The 24,196-nt window shown below is 41.8% G+C and carries 22 protein-coding genes; 14 read left to right on the forward strand and 8 right to left on the reverse strand.

Annotated elements, in window-relative coordinates:
• Positions 1 to 9: 9 nt before the first annotated feature.
• The 7 genes from KDW99_RS09885 (at position 10) to KDW99_RS09915 (ending at position 10,577) form a co-directional block, all read left to right on the forward strand.
• A complete protein-coding gene (locus KDW99_RS09885) occupies positions 10 to 291 on the forward strand; it encodes a YeaC family protein (RefSeq protein WP_114412007.1) in 282 nt (93 codons plus the stop codon).
• Entirely contained in the window at positions 291 to 1,115 is an 825-nt protein-coding gene (locus KDW99_RS09890; RefSeq protein WP_255829136.1) for a DUF2797 domain-containing protein, read from the forward strand. The genes KDW99_RS09885 and KDW99_RS09890 overlap by 1 nt, the downstream gene beginning before the upstream one ends.
• 13 nt (positions 1,116 to 1,128) lie before the next feature.
• On the forward strand, positions 1,129 to 3,762 hold the full coding sequence (gene pepN / locus KDW99_RS09895; RefSeq protein WP_255829137.1) for an aminopeptidase N: 2,634 nt from the start codon (positions 1,129 to 1,131) through the stop codon (positions 3,760 to 3,762).
• Between the two features lie 186 nt (positions 3,763 to 3,948).
• A complete protein-coding gene (locus tag KDW99_RS09900; RefSeq protein WP_255829138.1) occupies positions 3,949 to 5,538 on the forward strand; it encodes a hypothetical protein in 1,590 nt (529 codons plus the stop codon).
• Positions 5,539 to 5,698: 160 nt separating this feature from the next.
• Positions 5,699 to 9,436 (forward strand): methionine synthase, encoded by a 3,738-nt coding sequence (gene metH / locus KDW99_RS09905; RefSeq protein WP_255829139.1) that lies wholly within the window; start codon positions 5,699 to 5,701, stop codon positions 9,434 to 9,436.
• A gap of 69 nt (positions 9,437 to 9,505) precedes the next feature.
• Positions 9,506 to 10,114: a cob(I)yrinic acid a,c-diamide adenosyltransferase gene (cobO, locus tag KDW99_RS09910; protein ID WP_255829140.1), complete on the forward strand. Its 609-nt coding sequence runs from the start codon at positions 9,506 to 9,508 to the stop codon at positions 10,112 to 10,114.
• 109 nt (positions 10,115 to 10,223) lie between these two features.
• Positions 10,224 to 10,577 (forward strand): RidA family protein, encoded by a 354-nt coding sequence (locus tag KDW99_RS09915; RefSeq protein ID WP_255829141.1) that lies wholly within the window; start codon positions 10,224 to 10,226, stop codon positions 10,575 to 10,577.
• Between the two features lie 71 nt (positions 10,578 to 10,648).
• Here the strand turns inward: KDW99_RS09915 and KDW99_RS09920 are convergent, their stop codons facing one another.
• Positions 10,649 to 11,143, reverse strand: coding sequence for a Crp/Fnr family transcriptional regulator (locus tag KDW99_RS09920; protein ID WP_255829142.1), 495 nt, complete (start codon positions 11,141 to 11,143; stop codon positions 10,649 to 10,651).
• 299 nt (positions 11,144 to 11,442) lie between these two features.
• Between KDW99_RS09920 and KDW99_RS09925 the strand changes: the two genes are divergently transcribed.
• Complete coding sequence (locus KDW99_RS09925; protein ID WP_255829143.1) at positions 11,443 to 13,029, forward strand: ABC-F family ATPase; 1,587 nt, start codon at positions 11,443 to 11,445, stop codon at positions 13,027 to 13,029.
• Between the two features lie 77 nt (positions 13,030 to 13,106).
• Here KDW99_RS09925 and KDW99_RS09930 read toward each other — a convergent pair whose 3' ends face one another.
• From KDW99_RS09930 to KDW99_RS09945, 4 genes are all read right to left on the reverse strand, one after another.
• On the reverse strand, positions 13,107 to 13,949 hold the full coding sequence (locus KDW99_RS09930) for an MOSC domain-containing protein (RefSeq protein WP_255829144.1): 843 nt from the start codon (positions 13,947 to 13,949) through the stop codon (positions 13,107 to 13,109).
• 131 nt (positions 13,950 to 14,080) lie between these two features.
• Complete coding sequence (locus tag KDW99_RS09935; RefSeq protein WP_255829145.1) at positions 14,081 to 15,247, reverse strand: type III PLP-dependent enzyme; 1,167 nt, start codon at positions 15,245 to 15,247, stop codon at positions 14,081 to 14,083.
• A gap of 266 nt (positions 15,248 to 15,513) precedes the next feature.
• Positions 15,514 to 15,933 carry a DUF6691 family protein gene (locus tag KDW99_RS09940; RefSeq protein WP_255829146.1) on the reverse strand — a complete coding sequence of 140 codons (420 nt, stop codon included), beginning with the start codon at positions 15,931 to 15,933 and terminating at the stop codon, positions 15,514 to 15,516.
• Positions 15,934 to 15,943: 10 nt separating this feature from the next.
• Positions 15,944 to 16,342, reverse strand: coding sequence for a YeeE/YedE family protein (locus tag KDW99_RS09945; protein WP_255829147.1), 399 nt, complete (start codon positions 16,340 to 16,342; stop codon positions 15,944 to 15,946).
• A 218-nt stretch (positions 16,343 to 16,560) separates the two neighbouring features.
• Between KDW99_RS09945 and KDW99_RS09950 the strand changes: the two genes are divergently transcribed.
• Both KDW99_RS09950 and KDW99_RS09955 read left to right on the forward strand, forming a co-directional pair.
• Positions 16,561 to 17,031, forward strand: coding sequence for a DUF6942 family protein (locus KDW99_RS09950; RefSeq protein WP_255829148.1), 471 nt, complete (start codon positions 16,561 to 16,563; stop codon positions 17,029 to 17,031).
• Entirely contained in the window at positions 17,025 to 17,471 is a 447-nt protein-coding gene (locus tag KDW99_RS09955; RefSeq protein ID WP_255829149.1) for a TerB family tellurite resistance protein, read from the forward strand. Before KDW99_RS09950 ends, KDW99_RS09955 begins: the two co-directional genes overlap by 7 nt.
• 75 nt (positions 17,472 to 17,546) lie before the next feature.
• Here KDW99_RS09955 and KDW99_RS09960 read toward each other — a convergent pair whose 3' ends face one another.
• Complete coding sequence (locus KDW99_RS09960) at positions 17,547 to 18,131, reverse strand: Fe-Mn family superoxide dismutase (RefSeq protein WP_255829150.1); 585 nt, start codon at positions 18,129 to 18,131, stop codon at positions 17,547 to 17,549.
• 160 nt (positions 18,132 to 18,291) lie between these two features.
• On the opposite strand from KDW99_RS09960, the gene KDW99_RS09965 reads away from it, so the two are divergent.
• The 3 genes from KDW99_RS09965 to cysN all read left to right on the forward strand — a co-directional run bounded on the left by KDW99_RS09965 (position 18,292) and on the right by cysN (position 22,065).
• Entirely contained in the window at positions 18,292 to 19,215 is a 924-nt protein-coding gene (locus KDW99_RS09965) for a hypothetical protein (protein ID WP_255829151.1), read from the forward strand.
• A 312-nt stretch (positions 19,216 to 19,527) separates the two neighbouring features.
• Positions 19,528 to 20,433 (forward strand): sulfate adenylyltransferase subunit CysD, encoded by a 906-nt coding sequence (cysD, locus tag KDW99_RS09970; protein WP_255829152.1) that lies wholly within the window; start codon positions 19,528 to 19,530, stop codon positions 20,431 to 20,433.
• A gap of 18 nt (positions 20,434 to 20,451) precedes the next feature.
• Complete coding sequence (cysN, locus tag KDW99_RS09975) at positions 20,452 to 22,065, forward strand: sulfate adenylyltransferase subunit CysN (protein WP_255829153.1); 1,614 nt, start codon at positions 20,452 to 20,454, stop codon at positions 22,063 to 22,065.
• 81 nt (positions 22,066 to 22,146) lie between these two features.
• Here the strand turns inward: cysN and KDW99_RS09980 are convergent, their stop codons facing one another.
• Positions 22,147 to 22,887 carry a siderophore-interacting protein gene (locus KDW99_RS09980; RefSeq protein ID WP_255829154.1) on the reverse strand — a complete coding sequence of 247 codons (741 nt, stop codon included), beginning with the start codon at positions 22,885 to 22,887 and terminating at the stop codon, positions 22,147 to 22,149.
• A 10-nt stretch (positions 22,888 to 22,897) separates the two neighbouring features.
• On the reverse strand, positions 22,898 to 23,344 hold the full coding sequence (locus tag KDW99_RS09985; protein ID WP_255829155.1) for a MarR family winged helix-turn-helix transcriptional regulator: 447 nt from the start codon (positions 23,342 to 23,344) through the stop codon (positions 22,898 to 22,900).
• 210 nt (positions 23,345 to 23,554) lie between these two features.
• On the opposite strand from KDW99_RS09985, the gene KDW99_RS09990 reads away from it, so the two are divergent.
• On the forward strand, positions 23,555 to 24,046 hold the full coding sequence (locus KDW99_RS09990; RefSeq protein WP_255829156.1) for a transcription elongation factor GreAB: 492 nt from the start codon (positions 23,555 to 23,557) through the stop codon (positions 24,044 to 24,046).
• Positions 24,047 to 24,196 lie beyond the last annotated feature (150 nt).

Here is a 24,196-nt window from a genome sequence, read left to right on the forward strand (position 1 = left end):
AGATACAAAATGAATTTTAAAGAAATGATCGACAATATGTCGCCTGAAGTATATGTCAAACTGAAGCAAGCGGTAGAGCTTGGTAAGTGGCCGAACGGTGTAAGATTGACACCAGAACAAACAGAATTATGTCTACAAGCTGTTATTACTTATGACTACAGCAATAAAGAAGAAAAAGATCGTGTTGGCTACATCGACACCACAGGTCATAAAAACGTTGGCAAAAAAGACCCAACGAAAGAGCAAGACACCATTAAATGGGTTGGCGATGGTCCTGAGGGACAAGCTTGATGTTGCAGGGTAACCTTAAAAAAATGTCGACGGAGGTTCGTGATGGCCAAGTGTATTATCATCTGAACCTAGGAAGTGATCGTGTACTGGTTAACGATTTGTTAGGTAAAAAAGTTTCTTTGCATCTTGATGGAACGATTCATTGTGTAAATTGCGGCAAGGTGACCAAAAAATCGTTCAGCCAAGGCTTTTGCTTTAATTGCTTTCGAAAGTTAGCCGCCTGCGATACTTGCATCATGAGTCCAGAAAAGTGCCACTTTCATCTAGGGACGTGCCGAGAACCTGAATGGGCTGAGCAGTATTGCATGCAAAGCCATTATGTATATTTGGCCAATTCATCGGCGTTAAAAGTCGGTATTACCCGTGGTGATCAATTACCCACGCGTTGGATAGATCAGGGTGCCACCCAGGCTAGAGCCTTGTTTAGAGTACAAAACCGAAGAATGTCTGGTTTAGTCGAAACCTTATTTAAAACCCAAGTGGCGGATAAAACCAATTGGCGCAACATGCTCAAAGGGTCGTCTATCGAAATGGATCTTGAGCAAGAGCAAGAGCGTTTAATTGATCGACTTTATGAAGGTCTAGACTCCTTGCAACATGAGTTTGGGTTGCAGTCCATCACCGATTTGTCCGATGAAAATGAAACTCATGAATTTACCTACCCAGTTTTAGAATACCCAACCAAAATAACCAGCCTTAACGCAGAAAAAACGCCGCACATTGAAGGCACTTTGATGGGCATAAAAGGCCAGTACTGGATGCTAGACACGGGCGTGATTAATATTCGTAAATACACCGGTTACCAAGCGACATTGACATTCTAGGAGATAAGAACAAATGAAAGAGAGTCAGCCATCAGCGATTTATTTAAAAGACTATAAAGTTCCTCCTTTTCTTATTGATAAAACAGAGCTTACATTTGATCTAGACGAAGCGACAACCATTGTCACTTCGCGCCTACATATGCGTCGCAACCCTGCATTTGGCAAATCGACAGCGCCTTTGGTTTTGGATGGCGGTGAAGACGTTAAATTGATTGGTGTTGCCATGGACGACTATGCCTTGCCGCCAGAAGAGTACCGCATCAGTGAAGACAAGCTGATCATTACTGCCACAGCAGATCAGTTTATTTTGACTTGTGAAACCTTGATTGAGCCACAAAACAACACACGCCTTGAAGGCCTGTATCGTTCGTCTTCTATGTTTTGTACTCAATGTGAGGCCGAAGGTTTTCGTCATATTACCTACTACCTAGATCGTCCTGATGTCATGTCTGTGTTTACCACGACCATTATTGCTGACGAATCTCGTTACCCTGTAATGTTGTCTAACGGTAATGAAGTTGAACGCGGTAAAACGGATGAAGGTAAAACAGTCGTTGTATGGCACGACCCATTCCCTAAACCTGCTTATCTTTTTGCTTTAGTTGCGGGTGATCTTGCGGTAAAAAATGACGTATTTACCACGCAAAGTAAGCGCGATATTAAACTGCAAATCTTCACCGAGTCTCACAATATCGACAAAGTCGATTATGCGATGGAAGCACTAAAACGCTCTATGCGTTGGGATGAAGAAACCTATGGACGTGAATACGATTTAGATATTTTCATGATCGTTGCCGTCGATGATTTCAATATGGGTGCCATGGAAAACAAAGGGTTGAATATTTTTAATTCATCTTGCTTGTTGGCTAGCCCGGAAACCACAACGGACGATACATATTTACGTGTCGAAGCCATTGTTGCGCACGAATATTTCCATAACTGGTCTGGTAACCGTGTTACTTGTCGAGATTGGTTTCAGCTAAGTTTAAAAGAAGGCTTTACTGTTTTCCGTGACCAGACTTTTTCTGCTGATATGCATTCAGAAACCGTAAAACGTGTAGAAGATGTTTCTTTTCTGAAAACCGCTCAATTCGCTGAAGATGCTGGCCCAATGGCGCATCCTGTGCGTCCGGCTTCTTTTATTGAGATATCCAACTTTTACACGCTTACTGTCTATGAAAAGGGGTCTGAAATTGTTCGCATGATTCATATCTTGTTAGGCGCAGAGAAATTTCGTGCAGGATCTGATTTGTATTTCGATCGTCACGATGGTCAAGCGGTGACTTGTGATGATTTTGTTGCTGCTATGCAAGATGCTTCTGGTTTTGATCTTTCTCAATTCAAACGTTGGTACTCTCAAGCGGGTACGCCGATTGTTACAGTTACAGACAGTTTTGATGAAGCAACGGGCACGTATCGTCTAGCGATGAAGCAAGATACGCCAGCCACTCCAGGTCAGCCCACAAAATTACCACTGCACATTCCTGTGCGCGTTGGTTTACTTGACGAGCAGGGTACTGTCGTATCCTCTGAGGTAAACGGTGTTGTGGCAGAAGATCACGTTCTGCACCTGACATTCAGTGAGCAAGAATTTGAGTTTAGCGGTTTGACTTCTAAGCCTGTACCATCTTTGCTACGAGGCTTTTCGGCACCAGTTAAATTACGTTATGACTATTCTTCGAAAGACCTATTGTTACTGCTGTCTTCCGATTCGGATGGTTTTAATCGTTGGAGCGCCTCTCAACAATTGGCAGTTAATGAGCTTACTACGCTGATCAATCAGGCAATTGCTGGTAAAGAACTGTCAATAGACTCTCAGTTGGTTAATGGTTTTAAAGGCTTGTTAGCTGATGAGACACTAGACCCAGCTATGGTGGCCTTAATTCTTGCTTTGCCAAGCCAAGCGTATTTGTCTGAGCTAGCGAATCCAATTCACCCAGCGGCAATCAAGCAAGCGCGCCAATATTTAAAAGCTCAATTGGCTAATGCATTGTCAGTGGATTTTGAGCGGGTTTACCGCGAACATAAAATCCACGGTGAGTACCAAGCGACAGCGAAAGATATAGCACATCGTTCCATTAAGAATATTGCTTTATCTTACTGGGTTGAGACAAACAATGAGCTCGCTCAGCAAGAGGTTGTTTCGCAATTTCAAACGGCCAATAACATGACCGATCAATTTGCTGCGTTGTCTATTGCTGTTAACTCACATCACAAGCAAGCAGAAGAGCTATTGTCAGCATTTTATGAACAGTGGAAAGCGGAACCATTGGTAGTGAATAAATGGCTGATGTTAAGTGCTAGCCAAGATCAAGATAATGCTTTGGAAACAGTGCAAGGGCTAATGGAACATCCAGCTTTCGATCTGAAAAATCCAAATAAAGTGCGCTCTGTTTTAGGGGGCTTTGGTCAAAGTGTTGCGGGTTTCCATAACGCTGACGGCAGCGGTTATTGCTTCTTGGCTGATCAGATTATTGTGCTAAATAAACGTAATCCACAAATTGCTTCTAGACTCTGTACGCCATTAACTCGCTGGAAAAAAATGCAACCTGAGCTAAGTGCAAAAATGAAAGCAGAATTAGAGCGCATTTTGGCGGAAGATTTATCAAAAGATGTTTATGAGGTGATTTCTAAAAGTCTTGCTTAACCTATTATAAGCCACTAGATAAAATCTTATCTAAAGCCCCCATAGATTTTTCTTTGGGGCTTTTTTGTTGTTTGCTTGATAAAAAGTAGAATCTTGTCTTTACTGTTTCTTTGCATTTTACACATAAATCTGGCATAAGTGAGAGGTAACCTATTGTCGACCTTGAGTTTATTTAAGGAGCGAAAAATGAAAGCACGCACGACGATTTTGATTCCAATCGCCTTGGGCTTGATGATGTCTGGGTGTACGACTTCTTCACGCCAGCAGTCGGACTCGATCATTGAACAAACGGCAGGCTCTACCGAACCCGTTGCCCAAGCTCCACTCCAAAGCTCTGCTGTTAGCGCAAAAGAAATTGCACTAGAAAATCAGGTAAAGTCAAAAAACTCTCTTATAGATTCACTGCAGCAGCAATTGCTAGATAATCAAAGTCAGCTCGCTCTATTAAATAAATCTCTTGATGAGAAAGATATTATTATTGCTAACTTGCAGAAAACGCCATCTACCGCAAAATCTTTAGTGGCTTTAGAGGAGCAAAAGAAACAGCGTGAAGCGCTTGAGTCTCGTTATGCTGCATTAAAATTAGATAATGATTTATTAACACGTCGTATTAGTCAGTTAGAAAATGAAAACACATCATTAAAGCAGCAAGTGTCTAGTTTAGAAAATATGCCAACGTCGCAAGATGCTTTTAAGCAAAGCTATTTTGATTTGCTGGATGAAAACACGGAACTAAAAAGCAAATACGCTGATTTAGAAGCGGATAATCAATCTAATCAAAAACGTCTTACCGCACTGAAAAAAGAAAACCTTATTTTGGGTGGCGCTTTATCTGACGCAAGAGCGCAACATCAAGTACTGTGGGATAAGATTCGTTCTCTTGGAGCAAAACAGCCTGAAGCTGCTAAGCCAATAGTTAATCTTAACCAACCACCATTGCCGCTCGCGACAGATGATATGAATTACGCAAAAGAAAATACGCAAATGCGCATTGAGTTGGCTAATTTACAAAGTCAATTAGCAGAACAGAAGTCGCTTATTGAAGAGTATAAAACTGACATTTTAAAACTTGAAGCTGCTCTTGATGAAGGGGCTGATTATGAAGCGCGTTGGAAAGACCTTGATAATAAGCTTGCCCAAGCGCAACAAAATAATGCAGAACTAACGGCTCAACTTAACGCTGCAGGTGAAGAGCTAGCTGAAAGCCAAGCAGAGCTCAAAGCTTTGTCTGCTCGCCTAGCTGGCACCCAGCAAGCCTTGGAAATTAATGAAAACGGTGGCATAACCGTAGCGGCAGCGATAGAAGCTTTGCAGGCGCAAATGAACTCCTCATTACAAAATGTGCAATGGCAGCTACCAAATGAAATGGCCTTGCATAATAATTTTGAAATATTGGTGTCAGCAGACGTTCGTCCTTCGCTTTCTGGGCAGGTCTATCAAGCAGAATTAGTAACTGACAGTGATATTCAAATGATCAGTGATCCTGTTGCTAGTGCTGTTGTTCAAAATGGGCGCTTACAATGGCGCTGGCGTGTAGCGGGTTTAAACGAAAAGCCAGAAGCACAACTGGATTTATTTGTTAGTCAGCAAATTTCTTTCCAAGACCAAACGTTTCAGCGACAAATATACCGAGGCAATGAAACTTTATCATTGATCAATACGAACTTGTTTGAGAAGTACGGTTATTGGGGTATCGCTATTTTGCTTGGTTTGTTAAGTGGTTTTCTTATTGGCCGTATTAGTAAATCAAAAAACAACCAAGAATTAAGCTCTTAATGCCTCGGCGGCGTCCTTAAAATAGCGAAGTTGATCTTGATTGGTTGGCTTCGCTTTTTTCTTTCCTCGGATCATTCAACTCCTCATTACTTTTTTTCAACGCGACAAGCGTGACTTTTCGGTATAGTACGTCTGCATATTCTTTTTTGAGGTGGTTAGAGTGGTAAAGTCCGATTCGTATTCTATTATAGAGAAGCGACTAGCTGAAAACGTATTGATTCTAGATGGTGCCATGGGCACCATGATCCAAGGATATAAATTAGAAGAACAAGATTATCGTGGTGAGCGTTTTGAAGATTGGGAAAGTGACTTAAAAGGCAATAATGACCTGCTTTCATTGACTCAACCAAAGATCATTAAAGACATTTATTCAAGTTACCTTGCCGCCGGCGCAGACATCATTGAAACCAATACTTTCAATGCCAATTATATCTCCATGCTGGATTACCACATGGAAGATCTTAGCTACGAGCTAAATTTTGAATCAGCTCGATTAGCTCGTGAAGCCGCTGACGAATTCACCAAGCAGAATCCAAATAAACCTCGCTTTGTTGCTGGAGCTGTTGGTCCGACTAGTCGTACTTGTACGATTTCTCCTGATGTTAACGATCCAGGTTTCCGTAATATACATTTTGATGAGTTAGTTGAGGCTTATACAACGGCCGTTGATGGATTAATCAAAGGTGGTGTGGATCTTCTGCTAATCGAAACCATCTTCGATACCTTGAACGCAAAAGCCGCTATTTACGCTGTATTAGATTATTTCGAAAAAACTGGCGTTCGTTATCCGATAATGATTTCCGGCACTATTACCGATGCCTCAGGGCGTACTTTGTCTGGACAAACCACAGAGGCATTTTGGAATTCCATCTCCCATGCTAAGCCTATTTCAGTTGGTTTAAACTGTGCGCTAGGGCCTAAAGAGCTACGCCAATACGTAGAGGAGCTTTCTCGTATTGCTGATACGCATGTATCTGCTCACCCAAATGCTGGATTACCTAACGCTTTTGGTGAATACGACGAATCGCCAGAAGAGATGCTTGAAGAAATTCAAGGTTGGGTTGACTCTGGATTTTTGAATATCATCGGTGGTTGTTGTGGTACGGCGCCAGAACACATTAAAACGTTCGCGACAGCCTTTGCAGACTCGATACCACGTGTCATTCCTGAGATCGAAAAAGCTTGCCGTTTATCAGGACTCGAGCCATTCAATATCGACGGCAATAGCTTGTTTGTCAACGTCGGTGAAAGAACCAACGTGACCGGCTCGGCCATGTTTAAACGTCTTATCAAAGAAGGTGATTTTGATACTGCTTTGGATGTGGCACGTCAGCAAGTGGAAAACGGTGCGCAGATAATCGACATCAACATGGATGAAGGTATGTTGGATTCGCAAGCTGCAATGGAGCGCTTTCTTAAGCTCATCGCGTCTGAACCGGATATTTCTCGTGTGCCTATCATGCTGGATTCTTCGAAGTGGGAAATCCTTGAAGCGGGTTTGAAATGGATCCAAGGTAAAGGCGTCGTTAACTCTATCAGTATGAAAGAGGGCGAAGATAAATTCCGCGAACAAGCGCGTAAGCTAATGAAATACGGCGCTGCAGTTATCGTTATGGCCTTTGATGAAGTAGGGCAAGCGGATACGCGGGCTCGTAAAATTGAAATTTGCCGACGTTCTTATCATATTTTAGTGGATGAAGTTGGCTTTCCACCTGAAGACATTATTTTCGATCCAAACATCTTCGCTATCGCTACAGGTATTGAAGAACATAACCGATACGCTTTGGACTTTATCGAAGCAACAGGCGATATTACTCGCGAATTGCCTTATGCCAAGGTGTCAGGCGGTGTTTCAAACGTCTCTTTCTCGTTCCGTGGTAACAATCCAGTACGTGAAGCCATTCACGCGGTATTTTTATATCACGCGATCAAGCAAGGCATGACTATGGGTATCGTTAACGCAGGGCAGCTTGCTTTGTATGAAGATATACCAACGAAATTGCGTAATGCTGTAGAAGACGCTGTTCTTAACCGTACGCCGGACGCTACAGACAATTTGTTAGCCATCGCTGGTGAGTTTGCTGGAAATGGCGAAGTCGCAGAAAAAGAAACGCAAGAATGGCGTGGTTTGCCAGTTTCTGAGCGCTTAAGTCATGCGCTGGTTAAAGGCATAACTGAGTTTATTGATGATGACACAGAAGAAGCTCGTTTAGCCTTTGCGCGTCCGCTAGAAGTCATTGAAGGTCCATTGATGGATGGTATGAGCATTGTTGGTGACTTATTCGGTTCCGGTAAGATGTTCTTACCTCAGGTAGTGAAATCAGCGCGTGTAATGAAAAAAGCCGTCGCCTACTTGATGCCATTCATTGAAGAAGAAAAACGCCTAAACATGGACACGGCTTCATCCAGCAATGGAAAGATCGTTATGGCGACTGTAAAAGGCGACGTACATGATATTGGTAAAAACATCGTTGGTGTTGTTCTGCAGTGTAACAACTTTGAAGTGATCGATCTTGGTGTCATGGTGTCGGCGGAGAAAATCCTGCGCACAGCAAAAGAAGAGGGCGCAGACATGATCGGCTTGTCTGGCTTGATCACGCCATCGTTGGATGAAATGGTGCATGTTGCCAAAGAAATGGAGCGCCAAGGCTTCGATTTGCCCGTCATGATTGGCGGTGCGACAACATCAAAAGCCCACACAGCAGTAAAAATTGAACAAAACTATAATCGCAATCAAGTCGTTCACGTGACTAATGCGTCTCGTAGTGTTGGCGTGGCCAGCGCCTTACTGAGTAAAGATAAAGAGCGTTACCAAAAATTTGTCGATGAAATTAAAGCGGATTACGAAAAAACACGTATTCGTTATAAAGATCGTGCTAAAGCGGGTCGCCGTGTTTCTTTGGATAAAGCGCGCCAGAATAAAGGCCCAATCGCATTTGATGGCAGCAATGTTGTTCAGCCGAACAAACTTGGCATCACCGTTCTGACTGAAAATGATATCGACCTTAATAAAGTAAAAGATTACATCGATTGGACTCCTTTCTTTCAAACATGGGAATTGGCTGGTGCTTACCCTCGCATTCTTACTGACGAAGTGGTCGGTGTTGAAGCCACCCGCGTGTTCCAAGATGCGTTAGTCATGCTGGATGAAGTGATTGCGAGTAAATCGTTGCAAGCAAGAGCGGTTGTTGGCTTATTCCCTGCTAACCAAGCAAACCATGATGATATTGAAATCTATGCAGATGAATCACGCAGCGAAGTGATCGAGCGCTTGTCTTTCCTGCGTATTCAAAACGAACTGACGGCCCCAGGTAAATACAACCATAGCTTAGCCGATTTTGTTGCACCAAAAGAAAGTGGCGTCGCAGATTATATCGGAGCCTTTGCTTGTGCGGCAGGCTTTGGTATCGATCCTTTGGTAGCGAAATACGAAGCGGATCATGATGATTACAATTCCATTATGATTAAGGCGGTTGCAGACCGTTTAGCTGAAGCGACGGCTGAGTATTTACACGAAAAAGTTCGTAAGGAATTTTGGGGCTACGCGGAAGCAGAAGAGTTAACTAATGAGCAGTTAATCAAAGAAAAATACCAAGGTATTCGTCCTGCACCAGGCTATCCAGCTTGTCCTGATCATACGGAAAAAGCCAAGCTTTGGACTTTGTTGGATGTGAAGGAAAAGATCGACATGGAGATTACGGAAAGCTTTGCCATGCTGCCAACCGCCGCAGTAAGTGGCTGGTATTTTGCTCACCCTGATGCGACGTATTTTGGTATTGGTAAAATCGGCCCAGATCAGGTGGACGATTACGCAGAACGTAAAGGAATGAGCAAGGATGACGCTGAGCGTTGGTTAGCACCTAACCTTGGCTACGACCCTGAAGACGATCGCATTTAATTCATCTTGTTAGAGCCTTATTCGTTCGTGAGAATGAATAAGGCTCTATATTTTAAGCACAGAGGCGTTATGTCAAAAGCAATTAAGGATCCAGAAAAGCACCAGCAACGAATGCAAAATATAAAAAAGCATGTCGATAAACGCATTGCTAAGGCGCAAGAAGATAAAGGCACCTTTGTTCTTTTGACGGGCAACGGAAAGGGCAAATCCAGTTCGGCACTGGGGATGGTAGCCAGAGCTTTAGGTCATGGTATGAAAGTTGGTGTGGTGCAGTTCTTGAAGGGCGAGTGGAACACCGGTGAAATTGATTTCTTTAAGCAGCAAGCAAATGTGCAATGGGAAATTATGCCCGCAGGATTTACTTGGGAAACACAAAACCGTGAATCTGACATCGCCTCATCGGAACAGGCTTGGGAAAAAGCCGCTGCTATGTTGTCTGATCCGAGTATCGATTTGGTTGTTCTTGATGAGTTAACTTATTTATTGCATTACGAATATTTGCTTGAAGATAACGTACTTCAAGCCTTGATGAACCGCCCTGAGAATCAGCATCTTGTGGTCACGGGTCGAGGTGCGTCAGATGCCTTAATAGAGCTTGCTGACACAGTGAGTGAGTTAAAAGAAGTAAAACATGCATTTAAACGTGGTATTAAAGCTCAAAAAGGGCTGGAGTTTTGATGCTGTGTCGTTTTATATTAGTCGGCTTATGATTTATACCGAATCTTATGGTAATTATTAAAATAACAAATAGATGAAAATTTAATTCTCAATCGAATAGAGGTTTTTTATGGCTACTATTGAGCGCATGGAAGTTGGTCAGCGCATGAGTCGTATCGTTAAGCACAATGAAACGGTATACCTTTGCGGCCAAGTTGGTGCTGATGCTAATACGGACATTACTGAACAAACACGAACCATGCTAGATAAAGTGGACGTTTTGTTGGAGCAGTCAGGGACGGATAAATCCTATATTTTATCTGCCACTATTTATCTTCGTGATATGAAAGATTTCGCTGCAATGAACGAAGTATGGGATGCGTGGATTCCAAAGGGTCACGCTCCAGCGAGAGCTTGTGTAGAAGCGAGATTAGCAAGACCTGAGTTGCTAGTCGAAATATCTGTTGTAGCCGCTGTAAAATAATGATTTGAGGTAGGTTGGATCCTTTCATACCAGCCTACCTTTAACTTTCTCTCTCTGACTAGCCGCATTATTTAATTTCTTTTCACAACCACATCGTTTTCCACCAAAGCGTTGCTTAATACTCTAATGGTCCTAGCCATATCACGAGACAAGTTCATCAATAGAATACCAAAATCAAAAGGGTATTGATCGTGAAAGTCACTGAATAGTTGGCTGGATATTTCAAGTAGCAGGCTATCTTCAAGCGCACAAAGACTACCGACACGTTCATGTAAGGCTATCATTGATACAAAGCCAATTGCTTCACCGAAGCCAACGGTTCTAGTTCGCAGCTTTTTATCACCATGCTGTTTAAAAAAATCCAGCTTTCCATGTAATATTGTGTGGAAGCTTCCACCTTTACTGCCATAGGAAAAAATCTCATCACCTTTGGAGACTTTGTGCAAAACGCCTTCATTCAATAGAAACTGAATAGAGACTTCTGATAAAGCGCCAAAAATAGAGCCTTCTTTCAAATGCGCTGGCGTTATGTCGTATTGTGTTTCTTTTACTTGGACGGTTTTCATTGTTCTCTCCGCCTTATTTGAGTTCTATTAATGCCATCGGCCAATTTTTCAGTTTCTGAATAGCCGAGAGACTTATATTAGTTTTAGGCTGATTTGAGCAAAAACAGTAGTAGTGTTTTGTATTCTATTTATATTTTTTGACTCTATCTGTAACAGTAAGTTCGCCTTTTTTAGGTAATAACTGTTTTCGCCCTTAAAGAGTCGAGCTAATCTGTGCGATAATGCGCGCATCAGCTTTGCTCTGACGATTAAGTCTACTAGAGCTCAATTATTTACCTCATGATAAACGGAAGAATACTTTGTTAACGACGGCCAACATCACCATGCAATTTGGTGCAAAACCTCTTTTTGAAAACGTCTCTGTCAAATTCGGAGAAGGAAAACGTTACGGTCTTATAGGCGCGAATGGATGTGGTAAATCCACATTTATGAAAATTCTAGGTGGCGATTTGGAACCAAGTTCTGGCAACGTTTCAAAAGACCCTAATGAGCGTCTTGGTAAATTGAAACAAGATCAATTTGCTTACGAAGAATATTCTGTAATTGATACCGTTATCATGGGTCACACAGAACTTTGGGCGATTAAGTCTGAAAAAGATGCTATTTACGCTAATCCAGAAATGACGGAAGCCGATGGCTTGCGTGCAGGTGATCTAGAAGCAGAATTTGCTGAAATGGATGGTTATACCTCTGATGCACGTGCCGGAGAATTGTTGCTAGGTGTTGGTATTCCTACTGAGCAGCATTATGGCTTGATGAGCGAAGTAGCTCCAGGTTTAAAGCTTCGAGTTTTGCTAGCCCAAGCTTTGTTCTCTGATCCGGAAATTCTCTTACTTGACGAACCAACCAACAACTTGGATATTAATACAATCCGCTGGTTGGAAGGTGTTTTGGTAGAGCGTAATTGCACCATGATCATCATTTCCCATGACCGTCATTTCTTGAACTCTGTTTGTACGAATATGGCAGATTTGGATTACGGTGAGTTACGTTTGTTCTCTGGTAATTATGATGAGTACATGACAGCGGCGACTCAAGCTCGCGAGCGTTTGTTGTCTGACAATGCTAAGAAGAAAGCACAAATTAACGAATTGAAATCATTCGTTAGTCGGTTCTCTGCCAACGCTTCTAAGTCAAAACAAGCGACTTCTCGTGCTAAACAGATTGATAAGATCCAACTAGAAGAAGTAAAGCCTTCCAGTCGTCAGAATCCATTCATTCGTTTCGAGCAAGAAAAGAAACTGCATCGTATGGCTGTGCAAATTGAAAACGTTGCCAAATCATATGATGAAGAGTTGTTCAGTGGCTTGAATATGATGCTTGAAGTTGGTGAGCGTGTAGCTGTTATCGGGCCAAACGGTATTGGTAAAACGACTTTGCTGAAGTGTTTGGTGGGTGATACTGACTTAACCAAAGGTGAAGTGAAATGGTCTGAAAATGCAAATATTGGTTACTATGCACAGGATCATGCTCACGAATTTGAAAAAGACGTCGATCTAATTGAATGGATGGGGCAGTGGGGACAAGAAGGCGATGATGAACAAGTAATTCGCGGTACTTTAGGTCGTCTTTTGTTCTCTCAGAATGACATCAAGAAATCTGTGAAGGTACTTTCTGGTGGTGAGCAAGGTCGTATGTTGTTTGGTAAGTTGATGCTGCAAAAACCTAACGTTCTTGTTATGGATGAGCCAACTAACCACATGGATATGGAATCCATTGAATCATTGAACTTGGCTCTTGAAAACTATCCAGGTACTTTGATTTTCGTCAGTCATGACCGTGAATTTGTATCGTCTTTGGCGACTCGCATTGTAGAAGTAACCAGTGAAGGTATTGTTGACTTCCACGGCACATACGATGAATATTTGGCGAAATTAGAAGCCTAATTTAAGAAGTCATATTATTGTTATAAAAAAAGAAGGCCAAGTGCCTTCTTTTTTTATGCCTATGCTAATAAGTGTTGTTAGCGTTTTCGGCGATCTACATATACCTCAGGTTCTTTGTACTCAAGTACCTCAACTTTGTCATCAATATTGATAACACCTGTGTTTAGCGCAATCATATTAATACCGAATGTAATGCTTTCTTTATCCAGTAGACGAAATTTAGCCAGTGTTTTAAGTGGCTCACCTTTTTTGCTTCTTTGTGCCGTAGTTGGATTTAATGCTGTGAAAATACAACGAGCACAAGGTTTAACATTTTCAAATTCCACTTCACCAATACGAATTCGCTTCCAACTATCTTCGTCAAACGGCTGATTGCCCGTTACTACTAGGTTAGGGCGAAATTGCGCCATTTTGATGTCTTCTGGGCAAGTCTGATTCAACTCAGCCAATGACGCTGATGTGGTTAATAAGAAGGGATATCCATCTGCAAACCCTACTGGCACTTCAGGTCTACGGCTTGTAAAGCGTTCTGATTTGTCACCGAAATAAACTAGCCTTACTGCTTCACCTACAACCTCGCTAAACCAAGTATTGATTTCTTCTTGGGCAAGCTGTGCATTGACGGTGTTGTCCCAAACCGTAACCGCTGCATAGTCACGGGGAAAAGTCGAGAAATCCAAGGTAATGCTATTAATGACCTCTGGATGAGAAAGGTGCCATGAGCCATTGCTTAGTGCTTTGGCGGTGACTAATGTCAGGTTTGGGTGCTTTCGACCAGTAATGAACTCACCATCAGGACGCACCAACATATAGCGTCTATCTCCAAAAAGGCCAGCCATTTCGACATTGCTGCTTTCTAGAGAAATACCTTGGATAGATTTTATAGGATAGATAGCGAGTTCACTTAGGGTGTACGACATGAAAATTCCCTTTTTGTGCTAGATGAAAAAATAGGTCATTATTATTGCTTAACGAGAAAGTCTTTCCAATAAAAAAGCCCCAGAAAATCAATTTCTGGGGCTTTAGTGTGCTTGCTATTTGAACGAATGGTTTACAAGTAGTATGAAGCCAAAGGCGGGAAGCCATTAAACTCTATTGCACTGTAAGTTGTTGTATAGGCGCCAGTTGATAACCAATACATGCGATCACCAATTGCCAAATTTAGCGGTAGGCCATATTTGTAGTTTTCATACATGATATCGGCGCTATCACAAGTTGGACCAGCGATAATAACTTCTTCTAATTCGCCCTCTTTATCTACATGAATAGGATATTTGATAGATTCATCTAACGTTTCAATTAGGCCAGAGAATTTACCTACGTCAGTGAAGACCCAGCGATTTAATGCGGTGTGTGATTTGCGAGATATCAAAACGACTTCGCTTACAAGTACGCCTGCGTTAGAGATTAAGGAGCGACCTGGCTCTAAGATAATGCGAGGTAAATCTGATCCAAAGTCTTCTTCCAAGAAACGCGTAATTTCTTCTGCATAGGTGGCAAGGTCATTGGTTCGAGCAATATAGTTTGCTGGGAATCCGCCGCCCATATTGATCATTTCTAGAATGATGCCATCTTCTTCTTTAAGGCGTTCAAAGATTACTTTAACGCTAGCAATGGCCGCATCCCAAGCACCGATATCGCGCTGCTGAGAGCCAACATGGAAAGAGATACCGTAAGGGATCAAGCCTAGCTCTTTTGCTAATATTAATAGATCCATTGCCATATCTGGACGGCAACCAAATTTACGAGACAATGGCCAGTCAGCCGTTACCGTGCCTTCCGTTAAAATACGAACATATACGCGTGAGCCTGGAGCCGCTTTTGCAATGTTGCGCAAATCCGCTTCAGAGTCTGTCGCAAACATACGTACACCTTTTTCATAAAAGTAACGCACGTCTTTGGCTTTCTTGATGGTGTTGCCATAACTAACTTGATCAGGTGAGATGCCGCCAATTGCAAACAGCTTGTCCAATTCATAACGTGATGCTACATCAAAATTTGAACCGCGATCGCGAAGTAGTGTCAGTATTTCTGGTGCTGGATTGGCTTTAATAGCGTAAAAAATATCAGCAACTGGAAAACCTTTTGTTAGCTCTGTGTAGGCTTCATCAATAATATCTGTATCGATAACGACAAAAGGGGTGTCTTTGGTTTCTGCAAACGCTTTAAAACGGGCAAAACGCTCAGGTGTGTAGAAAGAGTTGACGTCTATAGTCATGGGCTTGAGGCTCCTTAATTATGCAAAACATAAACCGATTAAATAAGTAAACGCCTTTACCTTCTCCCGTCCTACTTATGGCTGTTACTTATCCGGCCTAAAGGCCTTAAGCGACTAGCGCAGCAGTTGAAGCGGTGCGGATTATGTTCAGCAATGACGCGGGCGAAATTTAAGACGCAAGTCGTCTTGGGTCAAGTATTTTTTCATATTTTAGACCAAAAAAAAGAGACTGTGTAAGTCTCCTTTTTATTTAGGGATTTTTAGCGTTACTTTTGGGTGATGCGAGTCTGGAAATAATGTAATCCACTCCCTGCAATTAAGGCGGCTACGAAGTAGAAGCCTTCGCTTGGGTTATTAACTAAAGCTGTTAGTCCAGGTCCCGGACAATAGCCGCTAACACCCCAGCCTACACCAAAAAGAGATGAACCAATGATTAATTTTGAGTCAATTTTGCGCAATGTTGGAACTTGCCATTTACTCCCTAATAGTGGTGTTAAGCGTTTTCCTTTAATGGCATATCCTATCATCCCAACAGCAATGGCGCTTGCCATCACGATGATTAAAGAAGGGTTCCAGTTACCGAAAATATCTAAAAAACCAATCACGACAGTTGGATTCGTCATTTCTGAAAACGCCAAACCTAAGCCAAATAATAAACCCGCAGTGAGAGTAACAATTGCGTACATAAATATTCTCCTAGTTAAGAGCAGTGACAGTGATAATGGCGGCAGACATAAAGACCAAGGTTGCCACTATTGAGCGAGGAGACAGTCTTGATATCCCACAAACACCGTGACCACTTGTGCACCCTCCACCGAGTCGTGTTCCATAACCGACTAGCAAACCTGATATGATCAAAATTAGTGGGCTTCTCGTTTCAGGGAAGGCAACCGTTTGCTCAGTTAGAAACCCGTATGTGCCACCGCCTATGATAAGACCGGTAATGAATAGAAAGGGTAATAAGCGTTCTTTACTAAAGAATAGCTGAGATAGTATCCCGCTAATGCCAATCACCTTGCCTATACTGAGAAGGTAAATAGTCGCGGTAAGGCCGATTAATAGACCGCCTACGAGTGGGTTAAACACGTTGTCCATAATTGCTATCCTCTAGGTTATATAAGAATATTCTAATTTATATTGATAAGTAATGTCTAATATAATATTTTTAAAATGAAAATTTATCTGTCTGTCCATTTTGATGGGGAGTGCTCACTCAATGCCTATTTTTACTGTGAGTTGCACAGTCTTTACCTATTGAGTTGCAGAAATTAGAAGGTACTCGCTGTATTCTTGTTACATTAAAGGAGTGCTTTATGAATGACTTGTGGCTGGGCGCTAGCGCTGATGAAGCTGACTATGTATTTCTTTTGCCTAATAGGCCTGTTTTACCAAGTTCTGTTGATGCGTCATTTTTAAAGAAACCTGATGTTTCTATATTAATTGATCTCAATGGTAACCATTGGCGTAAAATTTTCACGATAATGGCTAAATTAACCGCATCTAGATATGATTCATGGAAAGAGTTTCGTGACACTGAGTTGTTGAATAAGGTGGGGGTGGCCTTTTCTTTAGATCAACTGCATAACTATACAGGCACGATTTTTGTGGTTGGTAATACCTTTAAAAACCAACTGCCAGTGTCCTCGTCTGCACAAGAAATAGGAGATGTGCATACTTCCTTTGTTTGTCTACCACACGTTTGGTGTCCTTACCTAGATTATAGGCAATTTCCTAATAGTCTAATTGAAGCTCTACGTGAGTATATTTTGGAGAGAAAATGTTAAAAGCTTTAAAGAGTCTTTTTAGTCTTCCTGTAGAGCAGGGTGAGCAAATATCTTATCAGAAAGCTGTGGCGGCTCTGCTGATGGAGGTCATGCTAGCTGATAATGAGATAAATGAAAAAGAAGAAGGTCAGGTGAAGTTATTTCTTCGTGAAGTAAGTGAACTTGGGAATGACATAGATACTCTTTATGAGGAAGCTCGCTCTGGTGTTGATGAGGCGAATGATTTATATCAATTTACCAAAGTTATCAATGATACTGCGAGTTTAGAGCAGAAGATGTTGCTTTTAAAAGCTCTATGGCGTGTGGCTCTAGCAGATGGCAATATTGACTCTTATGAAGATCATCGTATTCGTACTATCAGTGAGTTGCTGTTTATGCCGCATTCTGAATTTATTCAGGCAAAACTATTTGTCTTGGACGAGTTGAAATTGGAAAAATGATATAAAAAAACGCGGCAATAGCCGCGTTCCTTTTGACTGGTCTTATTCTTCTTTCTAAATAGTAGAAAGGTAGAATTAAGCTGCGAAGTTCGCTGATGCGAATTCCCAGTTAGCAAGCGCCCAGAAACCTTTTAGGTAATCAGGACGAACATTGCGGTAATCGATGTAATAAGCGTGTTCCCAAAGGTCAACAGTGATCAAGGCTGTTTGGCCGTTAGTCATTGGGGTGCCTGCATTGCTAGTGTTAGCAATATCAAGAGAACCATCAGCATTTTTCACTAACCAAGTCCAGCTAGAACCGAAGTTGTTAACTGCTTTATCTTCGAACGCTGCTTGGAATTCTGCGAAAGAGCCCCATTTTGCGTTGATGGCATCAGCTAGAGCGCCAGTTGGTTCGCCGCCGCCGTTAGGGCTTAAGCTATTCCAGAAAAAAGTATGGTTCCAGATTTGCGCTGCATTGTTGAAAACAGGACCTGCAGGCGCAGATACAATGATCTCTTCAAGGGTTTTATTTTCGTATTCAGAACCAGGAACCAAGCCATTTAATTTTACAACGTATGTGTTGTGATGCTTGCCATAGTGGTACTCAAGCGTCTCAACAGACATATGAGGCTCTAGTGCGTCTTTAGCATAAGGAAGAGCGGGTAATTCAAAAGCCATTTCTTTTCTCCTTGCTTTATATTTAACGAAAAATGCTTGTTATCAAGCAGTTAATGGTGCTTATATAGTAGCACCGAACAACTGAAGATAATATTATTTACACTTGTTCATCAACGAATTTTCATAATTTCTGTTAAATAGTGACTATATAAGAATTTCCATGCGTAGAGACGATGATGTTGAGATCCCAAGCCTGACTCTGGATCAAGATGAAGTCAGCGATAGAAGGCCGCAAGGTGCGACAGCACAGAAGGGTCATACCAATCCCACTACTGCTAAACCCGCTCATGCACCTACTATTGTTCATAAGAAGCCCAGTTTAGCGGGTATTTATATTTTATTAATGCTGATACTAACAGCTTCAGCCGGGGCTGGTTATTGGTTATGGCAGCAAAATATGCAGCTGCGTAACGAGTTGTATGGTGCAAAAAATGAAATCCAAAATTTGGATCATCAGCTTCTTGCCGCTGATGTTTCCGCTAATAAGCAGGGTGAAACCTTAGAAGAGACGTTAAAAAATCACGACAGTGAGATTCGTAAGCTCTGGGGTGTTGCTTATGATACTAATAGGAAGTCGATAGCGAATAATGATACAGCTATAGATGAGCTGCAGAAGAAGCTGGCGTCATTGCGTGAAACGGTTTCGACTCAATCTAAACGTATTGCCGTTCAAGCTGAAGCTTTTAATGAAGTTGAGGCTGGATACAATAAACTTGTACCTTCTGTTGCGACTATTGATGAAGCGGTAAAAGCCATTGCGGTTAAACAGGATGATCAAGTAAAACGATTGCAATCTTCCGAGAAACAAATTCTTGCCCAAGCTGGCCAGAATGAAGCTCAGGCATTAAGTCTTGATCAGATTATGCAGGATTTAAATGCTCTTCAGAAAAAGGTTGCAACCTTAGAGAAGCGCTCTGCAGACACAAGTTCTACAGATGTGGCGAATATTCAAGATACTTTGGCTAAGCATCAAGATGCGATTAACTCGAGCGATGCTTTCAGAACTCAGGTGAATAGTGAAATTATTCGCTTACGCAAACAAATTAATCAGCTCATGTTAGAGCAACAACTAAGCTTGCAGTAGATATGTAGTCACTGTTGAATAAAAATGGCCGATTTATCGGCCATTTTTATTTGTGCCGTCACCATTTCGACTCTCAAGAAAGTGGCAGTTTTCGTTCTGTGAGGTACGCCCTGTTTTGTGACTTCTCTGAAAGACCGGCTCCTAGGAGATTTGTTTGCATCTTCTTTGATTAAATCATTCCTTTAAAGGCTTTAGTTATAAAGCTTTTTTAATATGCATATTCTACTAAAGTCTAGAAGTGATGGTTTTTATAACCTAAAGGCATGTTATAGTTCAAAAAATGCTGAAGCCTGACAACAGAGATGGGAAATTATGACAGAGGCAAGACTTACTCACCTAAAACAGCTAGAAGCCGAAAGTATTCACATTATACGTGAGGTTGCTGCTGAATTTGATAACCCCGTAATGCTTTATTCCATTGGTAAAGACTCAGCGGTAATGCTGCATCTTGCCATGAAGGCATTTTATCCTGGTAAACCACCGTTTCCTTTAATGCACGTGGATACTGGTTGGAAATTTAAAGAAATGATCAGTTTCCGTGATGAGTTGGTCGCTAAGCTTGGGTTAGAGCTTATCGTTCACCAGAATCAGGAAGGTATCGATCAGGGTATCGGACCATTTACACATGGTAGTTCAAAGCACACTGATGTAATGAAAACCCAAGGTCTTAAGCAAGCTTTAGATAAATACGGTTTTGATGCCGCTTTTGGTGGCGCACGCCGTGACGAAGAGAAATCTCGCGCAAAAGAGCGTGTTTATTCCTTCCGTGATAAACAGCATCGCTGGGACCCAAAAAATCAGCGCCCAGAATTGTGGAATATCTATAACGGTAAAGTAAACAAAGGGGAAAGCATCCGTGTTTTCCCATTGTCTAACTGGACTGAATTGGATATTTGGCAATACATCTATTTGGAAAGCATTCCAATTGTTCCTCTTTACTTTTCTGCTAAACGTCCAGTGGTTGAACGTGATGGTACCTTGATCATGGTTGACGACGAGCGTATGCCATTAAACGGTGAAGTGCCTGAGATGAAGTCTGTTCGTTTCCGTACCCTAGGCTGTTACCCATTAACTGGTGCAGTGGAATCTGAGGCGGCGTCTTTGCCTGAAATTATTCAGGAAATGTTGCTGACAAAAAGTTCAGAGCGTCAAGGGCGAATGATTGACCATGATTCATCTGGGTCAATGGAAGAGAAGAAGAAACAAGGCTATTTCTAAGTTTGGAGTAAAGAAAGAATGTCTCACCAATCAGAATTGATCAGCCAAGACATACTTGGTTATCTGAAACAGCATGAAGAAAAAGACTTATTGCGTCTTCTTACTTGTGGCAACGTCGACGACGGAAAAAGCACATTAATTGGCCGCTTACTTCATGACTCTAAGTTGATTTATGAAGATCACCTAGACGCAGTTAAGCGCGATAGTAAAAAATCAGGTACGCAAGGAGAGGAAGTAGACTTGGCCTTATTGGTTGATGGTCTACAGGCAGAGCGAGAGCAGGGCATCACCATTGATGTGGCTTACCGTTATTTCTCGACGGAAAAGCGAAAATTTATTATTGCTGATACTCCAGGGCATGAACAATATACTCGCAACATGGCGACAGGTGCATCCACTTGTGATCTTGCTATTATTTTGATCGATGCGCGTTATGGCGTGCAAACTCAAACTCGCCGTCATAGCTATATTGCTTCACTATTAGGCATTAAGCATGTTGTCGTTGCGATTAATAAAATGGATTTAGTTGAGTTTTCAGAAGAAAAATTCAACCAAATTAAAAACGACTATCTTAAATTTGTCGATCAGCTAGGCGACCGTAAACCTGAAGATATTCATTTTGTACCTATGTCAGCACTGCGTGGTGATAACGTAGTTAATGCATCAGAAAGCACACCTTGGTATCAAGGTGGTCCATTGATGTCTATTTTAGAAACGGTACAAATTAACCGTGATGTTAAGCGTGATGCTTTCCGCTTACCGGTTCAATACGTTAATCGTCCTAACCTAGATTTTCGTGGCTTTTCAGGAACCATTGCTGCCGGTGCCGTTAAGCCAGGTGATAAAGTTGTCGCTTTGCCTTCAGGTAAAACATCGACAGTTGAAAGAATAGTGACATTTGATGGTGACCTAGAGACGGCTAAAGCTGGTCAAGCTGTGACGATTACATTGGAAGATGAAATAGATATTAGTCGTGGAGATATGCTGTCTCATGTTGGTCAAGAGCCACTTATTGCGACAACACTTCGCTCATCTATTGTTTGGATGGCTGACCACCCTTTAGTTCCAGGTAAGCTCTATGACTTTAAAATAGGAACTCAGACGGTCCCTGGTAAAGTTCATCACTTTAACCATCGCGTTGATGTGAATACGCTGGAAGTGAGTGATATTGATGAGTTGGAGCTAAATGGTATTGGTGATGCGGTTATTCAGTTTGATGCCCCCGTTGCATTTGATGAATACACGGATAGTCGATTCACTGGCGCTTTAATTATCATTGACCGCTTGACCAACGTCACAGTTGGCGCAGGTATGGTTGAAGAAGCTGTTGCTGAGCTAGACCAAGATGCCATTGTTAGTGCCGAAGACCGTGCTGCACGACTTGGTCAAAAACCAGCCGTCATTGCGTTAGCTTATAGTGTTTTGCAACAAGGCGATACGCTTGAGCGCTTGCTATTACGTCAAGGTGTTGTTGCACTAGTTAAAGCGGATGCTACTGTGCATGAGGCTGCATTGATTCGCCAGACAGGTATTGCCTTTTTGGTTGCAGATACGGCAATTGCAGATTCTCAAATTGCGGAATCCTCATTGGATGAAGTCGTTGATCTGATTGTTGAAAGCGTTCAGCTGTAATGTAAAAATGCAAAAAAAAGCCAGCTCAAACTGAGCTGGCTTTTTACTTTTTAAATGAGATTTTTCTAACGAAAAAATTGACTACGCCATTTCCTCTGAGTCTATTCGTTTCACTTCTTTATGCTGATCTTCATTGCTGCCTAATTTCCAATAACTAGAAATATAGAGATTCTCTTTTTCAATGTTAGTGTCATTTTTGAAAAAAGAGCGCAATGCTCTCATGCTAGCAAATTCACAAGCGGCCCAGACAGAAACAGAGCCTTTAGGCCATGGCAATGATGTAATTTGATCTACTAAAAAACTGGAATTTTCGCCAGGATGCGGATTAACAACCCATTTTAGTTCAATGCCAGAAGGATGCTGTAAAGCCTGAATATCATCTTCAGAAATAACTTCAATTATGGCGTAGCCTTTTGCATCTTGCGGAAGCTTTTCTAGATTGACACTCATGGCAGGCAGTGCAGTCATATCTCCTACTAAAATTTGCCAGTCCGCAGACTCTTCGATCAACTTCTTCGGACCTGGCCCTCCAACAAGGATCGTATCATTAGGCTGGGCGTTTTTTGCCCACGTTGAAGCAGGTCCGCCATCTTCGTGCAAAACAAAATCGATATCAATTTCATTATCCCGCTGGTAGCGGATGGTGTAAGTGCGAAATAGAGACTTTTGATCTTCTCTCGGAAAAATCAATTTTACATAACCACTTTCCTGATCTTCAGGAATGGTATGAATATTTTCGCCACCAAAGGTGATTCTCAACATGTTTGGCGTAACAAGGGTTTTGTTGATTACCGTCAATTCGCGCGGTTGTTGTCTGCTCATCACAGGCTCCTTAAGATTGTTTATTGCAAGAGGTTGATGGATGAAGGTTGCTCACCATGGTTTCTGCAATGTGTATGAATTCATTTATTTGTTGTTCCGTTAAGTTTTGTGTCATCTTTTCGACCGCAGATTGGTCTAGCGTCATCAGTTCTGTAAGTAATTCATCGCCTGCTTGTGTCAGGCTTAATAGCTGACTTCGGTGATTTTCTGGGTTGCGAACTTTTTCCACATAACCTGAGCCAACTAATTCTTTAAGCACGCGAGTAATTTGAGATTTATCTAGTGCGAGCCTATCCGAGATATCTTTAGCACTACAGTTTGCTATTTTTTTAATGCATTTCAGAGAGCGTAAATGGGTTACTGGAATCGAAACGCCTGAACTTAACAGTGACTCACGTACTTGGTGGCGATAACTATGAATTAATCTATGAAGTGACTCGCCAATTTTTTCCTTCATATAAAATCTACCTTTAATGTCAAATATGAGAATGGTTATCAATATAGTGTTTTATGGTTGATAGTGTCAACTTAGGATTGTGTTTATTTGCAAAATCATTATTTTTGACACTTTATAGGCAAAGCTTGCACGAGCAATGTTGTAAATGGCTTTTTTTATCGAGTCGAATCGATACAATGCACAGATTGAAATTAGACAGATAAAGTCAAAATGGATAAACATAATGTACATAACGCGATTACTGAGTCGCTACTTAGTCGCTATGAAACGGCTAAATGGGCCGCAAAACAGGCGCATGAAGCAGCAACAAATAAAGAAAGTGTTGCAGAAAATAAATATGACACCTTTGGTTTAGAGGCCTCTTACTTGGCTCATGGACAGTCGCAGCGCGTATTGGAATGCGAAAAGGATTGGTTGGTGTTTGATAAGAAGCTGCCTGTTTTATTCGCTGAAGAGGATGTTGTTGGTTTATGGTGTTTGGTTGCTTTATCTGAACTCAACTCAACAAACCCCATAACGAAATTTTTTTTCATTTCACCTTGTGCGGGAGGGCTTTGTATTGATATTGAAGGAAAGCCGGTTTATCTCGTAACGACAGCGACGCCAGTGGGGAAGGTGTTGTTTGGTAAAATGCTTGGGGATGAAGTTGAATTAGCTCAAAATGGCAAACAAACCGCTTATGAAATAACCACTATTGCATAAAGCGGATATTGTGGCGGACAAATTTGGTTCAGACCCTAGAGAGTCGGACTCTGTTCGCATATAATACTTTGCCTTAAAATATTCTGTTCTTCTATCCAGAGCTTAAAATTCAGTTAGCAATGCTGATCGGATAGAAAACGTTCTAAGAAA

The sequence above is a fragment of the Marinomonas rhizomae genome (assembly GCF_024397855.1).
In the GTDB taxonomy this organism is placed as follows: Bacteria; Pseudomonadota; Gammaproteobacteria; order Pseudomonadales; family Marinomonadaceae; genus Marinomonas; species Marinomonas rhizomae_A.

Bases quoted from the DNA above. Each gene is read 5' to 3' on its own strand.
- KDW99_RS09885 (WP_114412007.1), top strand. From the start codon at position 10: ATGAATTTTAAAGAAATGATCGACAATATGTCGCCTGAAGTATATGTC.
- pepN (WP_255829137.1), top strand. From the start codon at position 1,129: ATGAAAGAGAGTCAGCCATCAGCGATTTATTTAAAAGACTATAAAGTT.
- cobO (WP_255829140.1), top strand. From the start codon at position 9,506: ATGTCAAAAGCAATTAAGGATCCAGAAAAGCACCAGCAACGAATGCAA.
- KDW99_RS09980 (WP_255829154.1), bottom strand. From the start codon at position 22,887: ATGAGCAGACAACAACCGCGCGAATTGACGGTAATCAACAAAACCCTT.
- KDW99_RS09950 (WP_255829148.1), top strand. From the start codon at position 16,561: ATGAATGACTTGTGGCTGGGCGCTAGCGCTGATGAAGCTGACTATGTA.
- KDW99_RS09900 (WP_255829138.1), top strand. From the start codon at position 3,949: ATGAAAGCACGCACGACGATTTTGATTCCAATCGCCTTGGGCTTGATG.
- KDW99_RS09890 (WP_255829136.1), top strand. From the start codon at position 291: ATGTTGCAGGGTAACCTTAAAAAAATGTCGACGGAGGTTCGTGATGGC.
- KDW99_RS09915 (WP_255829141.1), top strand. From the start codon at position 10,224: ATGGCTACTATTGAGCGCATGGAAGTTGGTCAGCGCATGAGTCGTATC.
- KDW99_RS09945 (WP_255829147.1), bottom strand. From the start codon at position 16,342: ATGGACAACGTGTTTAACCCACTCGTAGGCGGTCTATTAATCGGCCTT.
- KDW99_RS09935 (WP_255829145.1), bottom strand. From the start codon at position 15,247: ATGACTATAGACGTCAACTCTTTCTACACACCTGAGCGTTTTGCCCGT.
- KDW99_RS09990 (WP_255829156.1), top strand. From the start codon at position 23,555: ATGGATAAACATAATGTACATAACGCGATTACTGAGTCGCTACTTAGT.
- KDW99_RS09955 (WP_255829149.1), top strand. From the start codon at position 17,025: ATGTTAAAAGCTTTAAAGAGTCTTTTTAGTCTTCCTGTAGAGCAGGGT.
- KDW99_RS09960 (WP_255829150.1), bottom strand. From the start codon at position 18,131: ATGGCTTTTGAATTACCCGCTCTTCCTTATGCTAAAGACGCACTAGAG.
- KDW99_RS09930 (WP_255829144.1), bottom strand. From the start codon at position 13,949: ATGTCGTACACCCTAAGTGAACTCGCTATCTATCCTATAAAATCTATC.
- KDW99_RS09940 (WP_255829146.1), bottom strand. From the start codon at position 15,933: ATGTACGCAATTGTTACTCTCACTGCGGGTTTATTATTTGGCTTAGGT.
- cysD (WP_255829152.1), top strand. From the start codon at position 19,528: ATGACAGAGGCAAGACTTACTCACCTAAAACAGCTAGAAGCCGAAAGT.
- KDW99_RS09965 (WP_255829151.1), top strand. From the start codon at position 18,292: ATGCGTAGAGACGATGATGTTGAGATCCCAAGCCTGACTCTGGATCAA.
- KDW99_RS09985 (WP_255829155.1), bottom strand. From the start codon at position 23,344: ATGAAGGAAAAAATTGGCGAGTCACTTCATAGATTAATTCATAGTTAT.
- KDW99_RS09920 (WP_255829142.1), bottom strand. From the start codon at position 11,143: ATGAAAACCGTCCAAGTAAAAGAAACACAATACGACATAACGCCAGCG.
- cysN (WP_255829153.1), top strand. From the start codon at position 20,452: ATGTCTCACCAATCAGAATTGATCAGCCAAGACATACTTGGTTATCTG.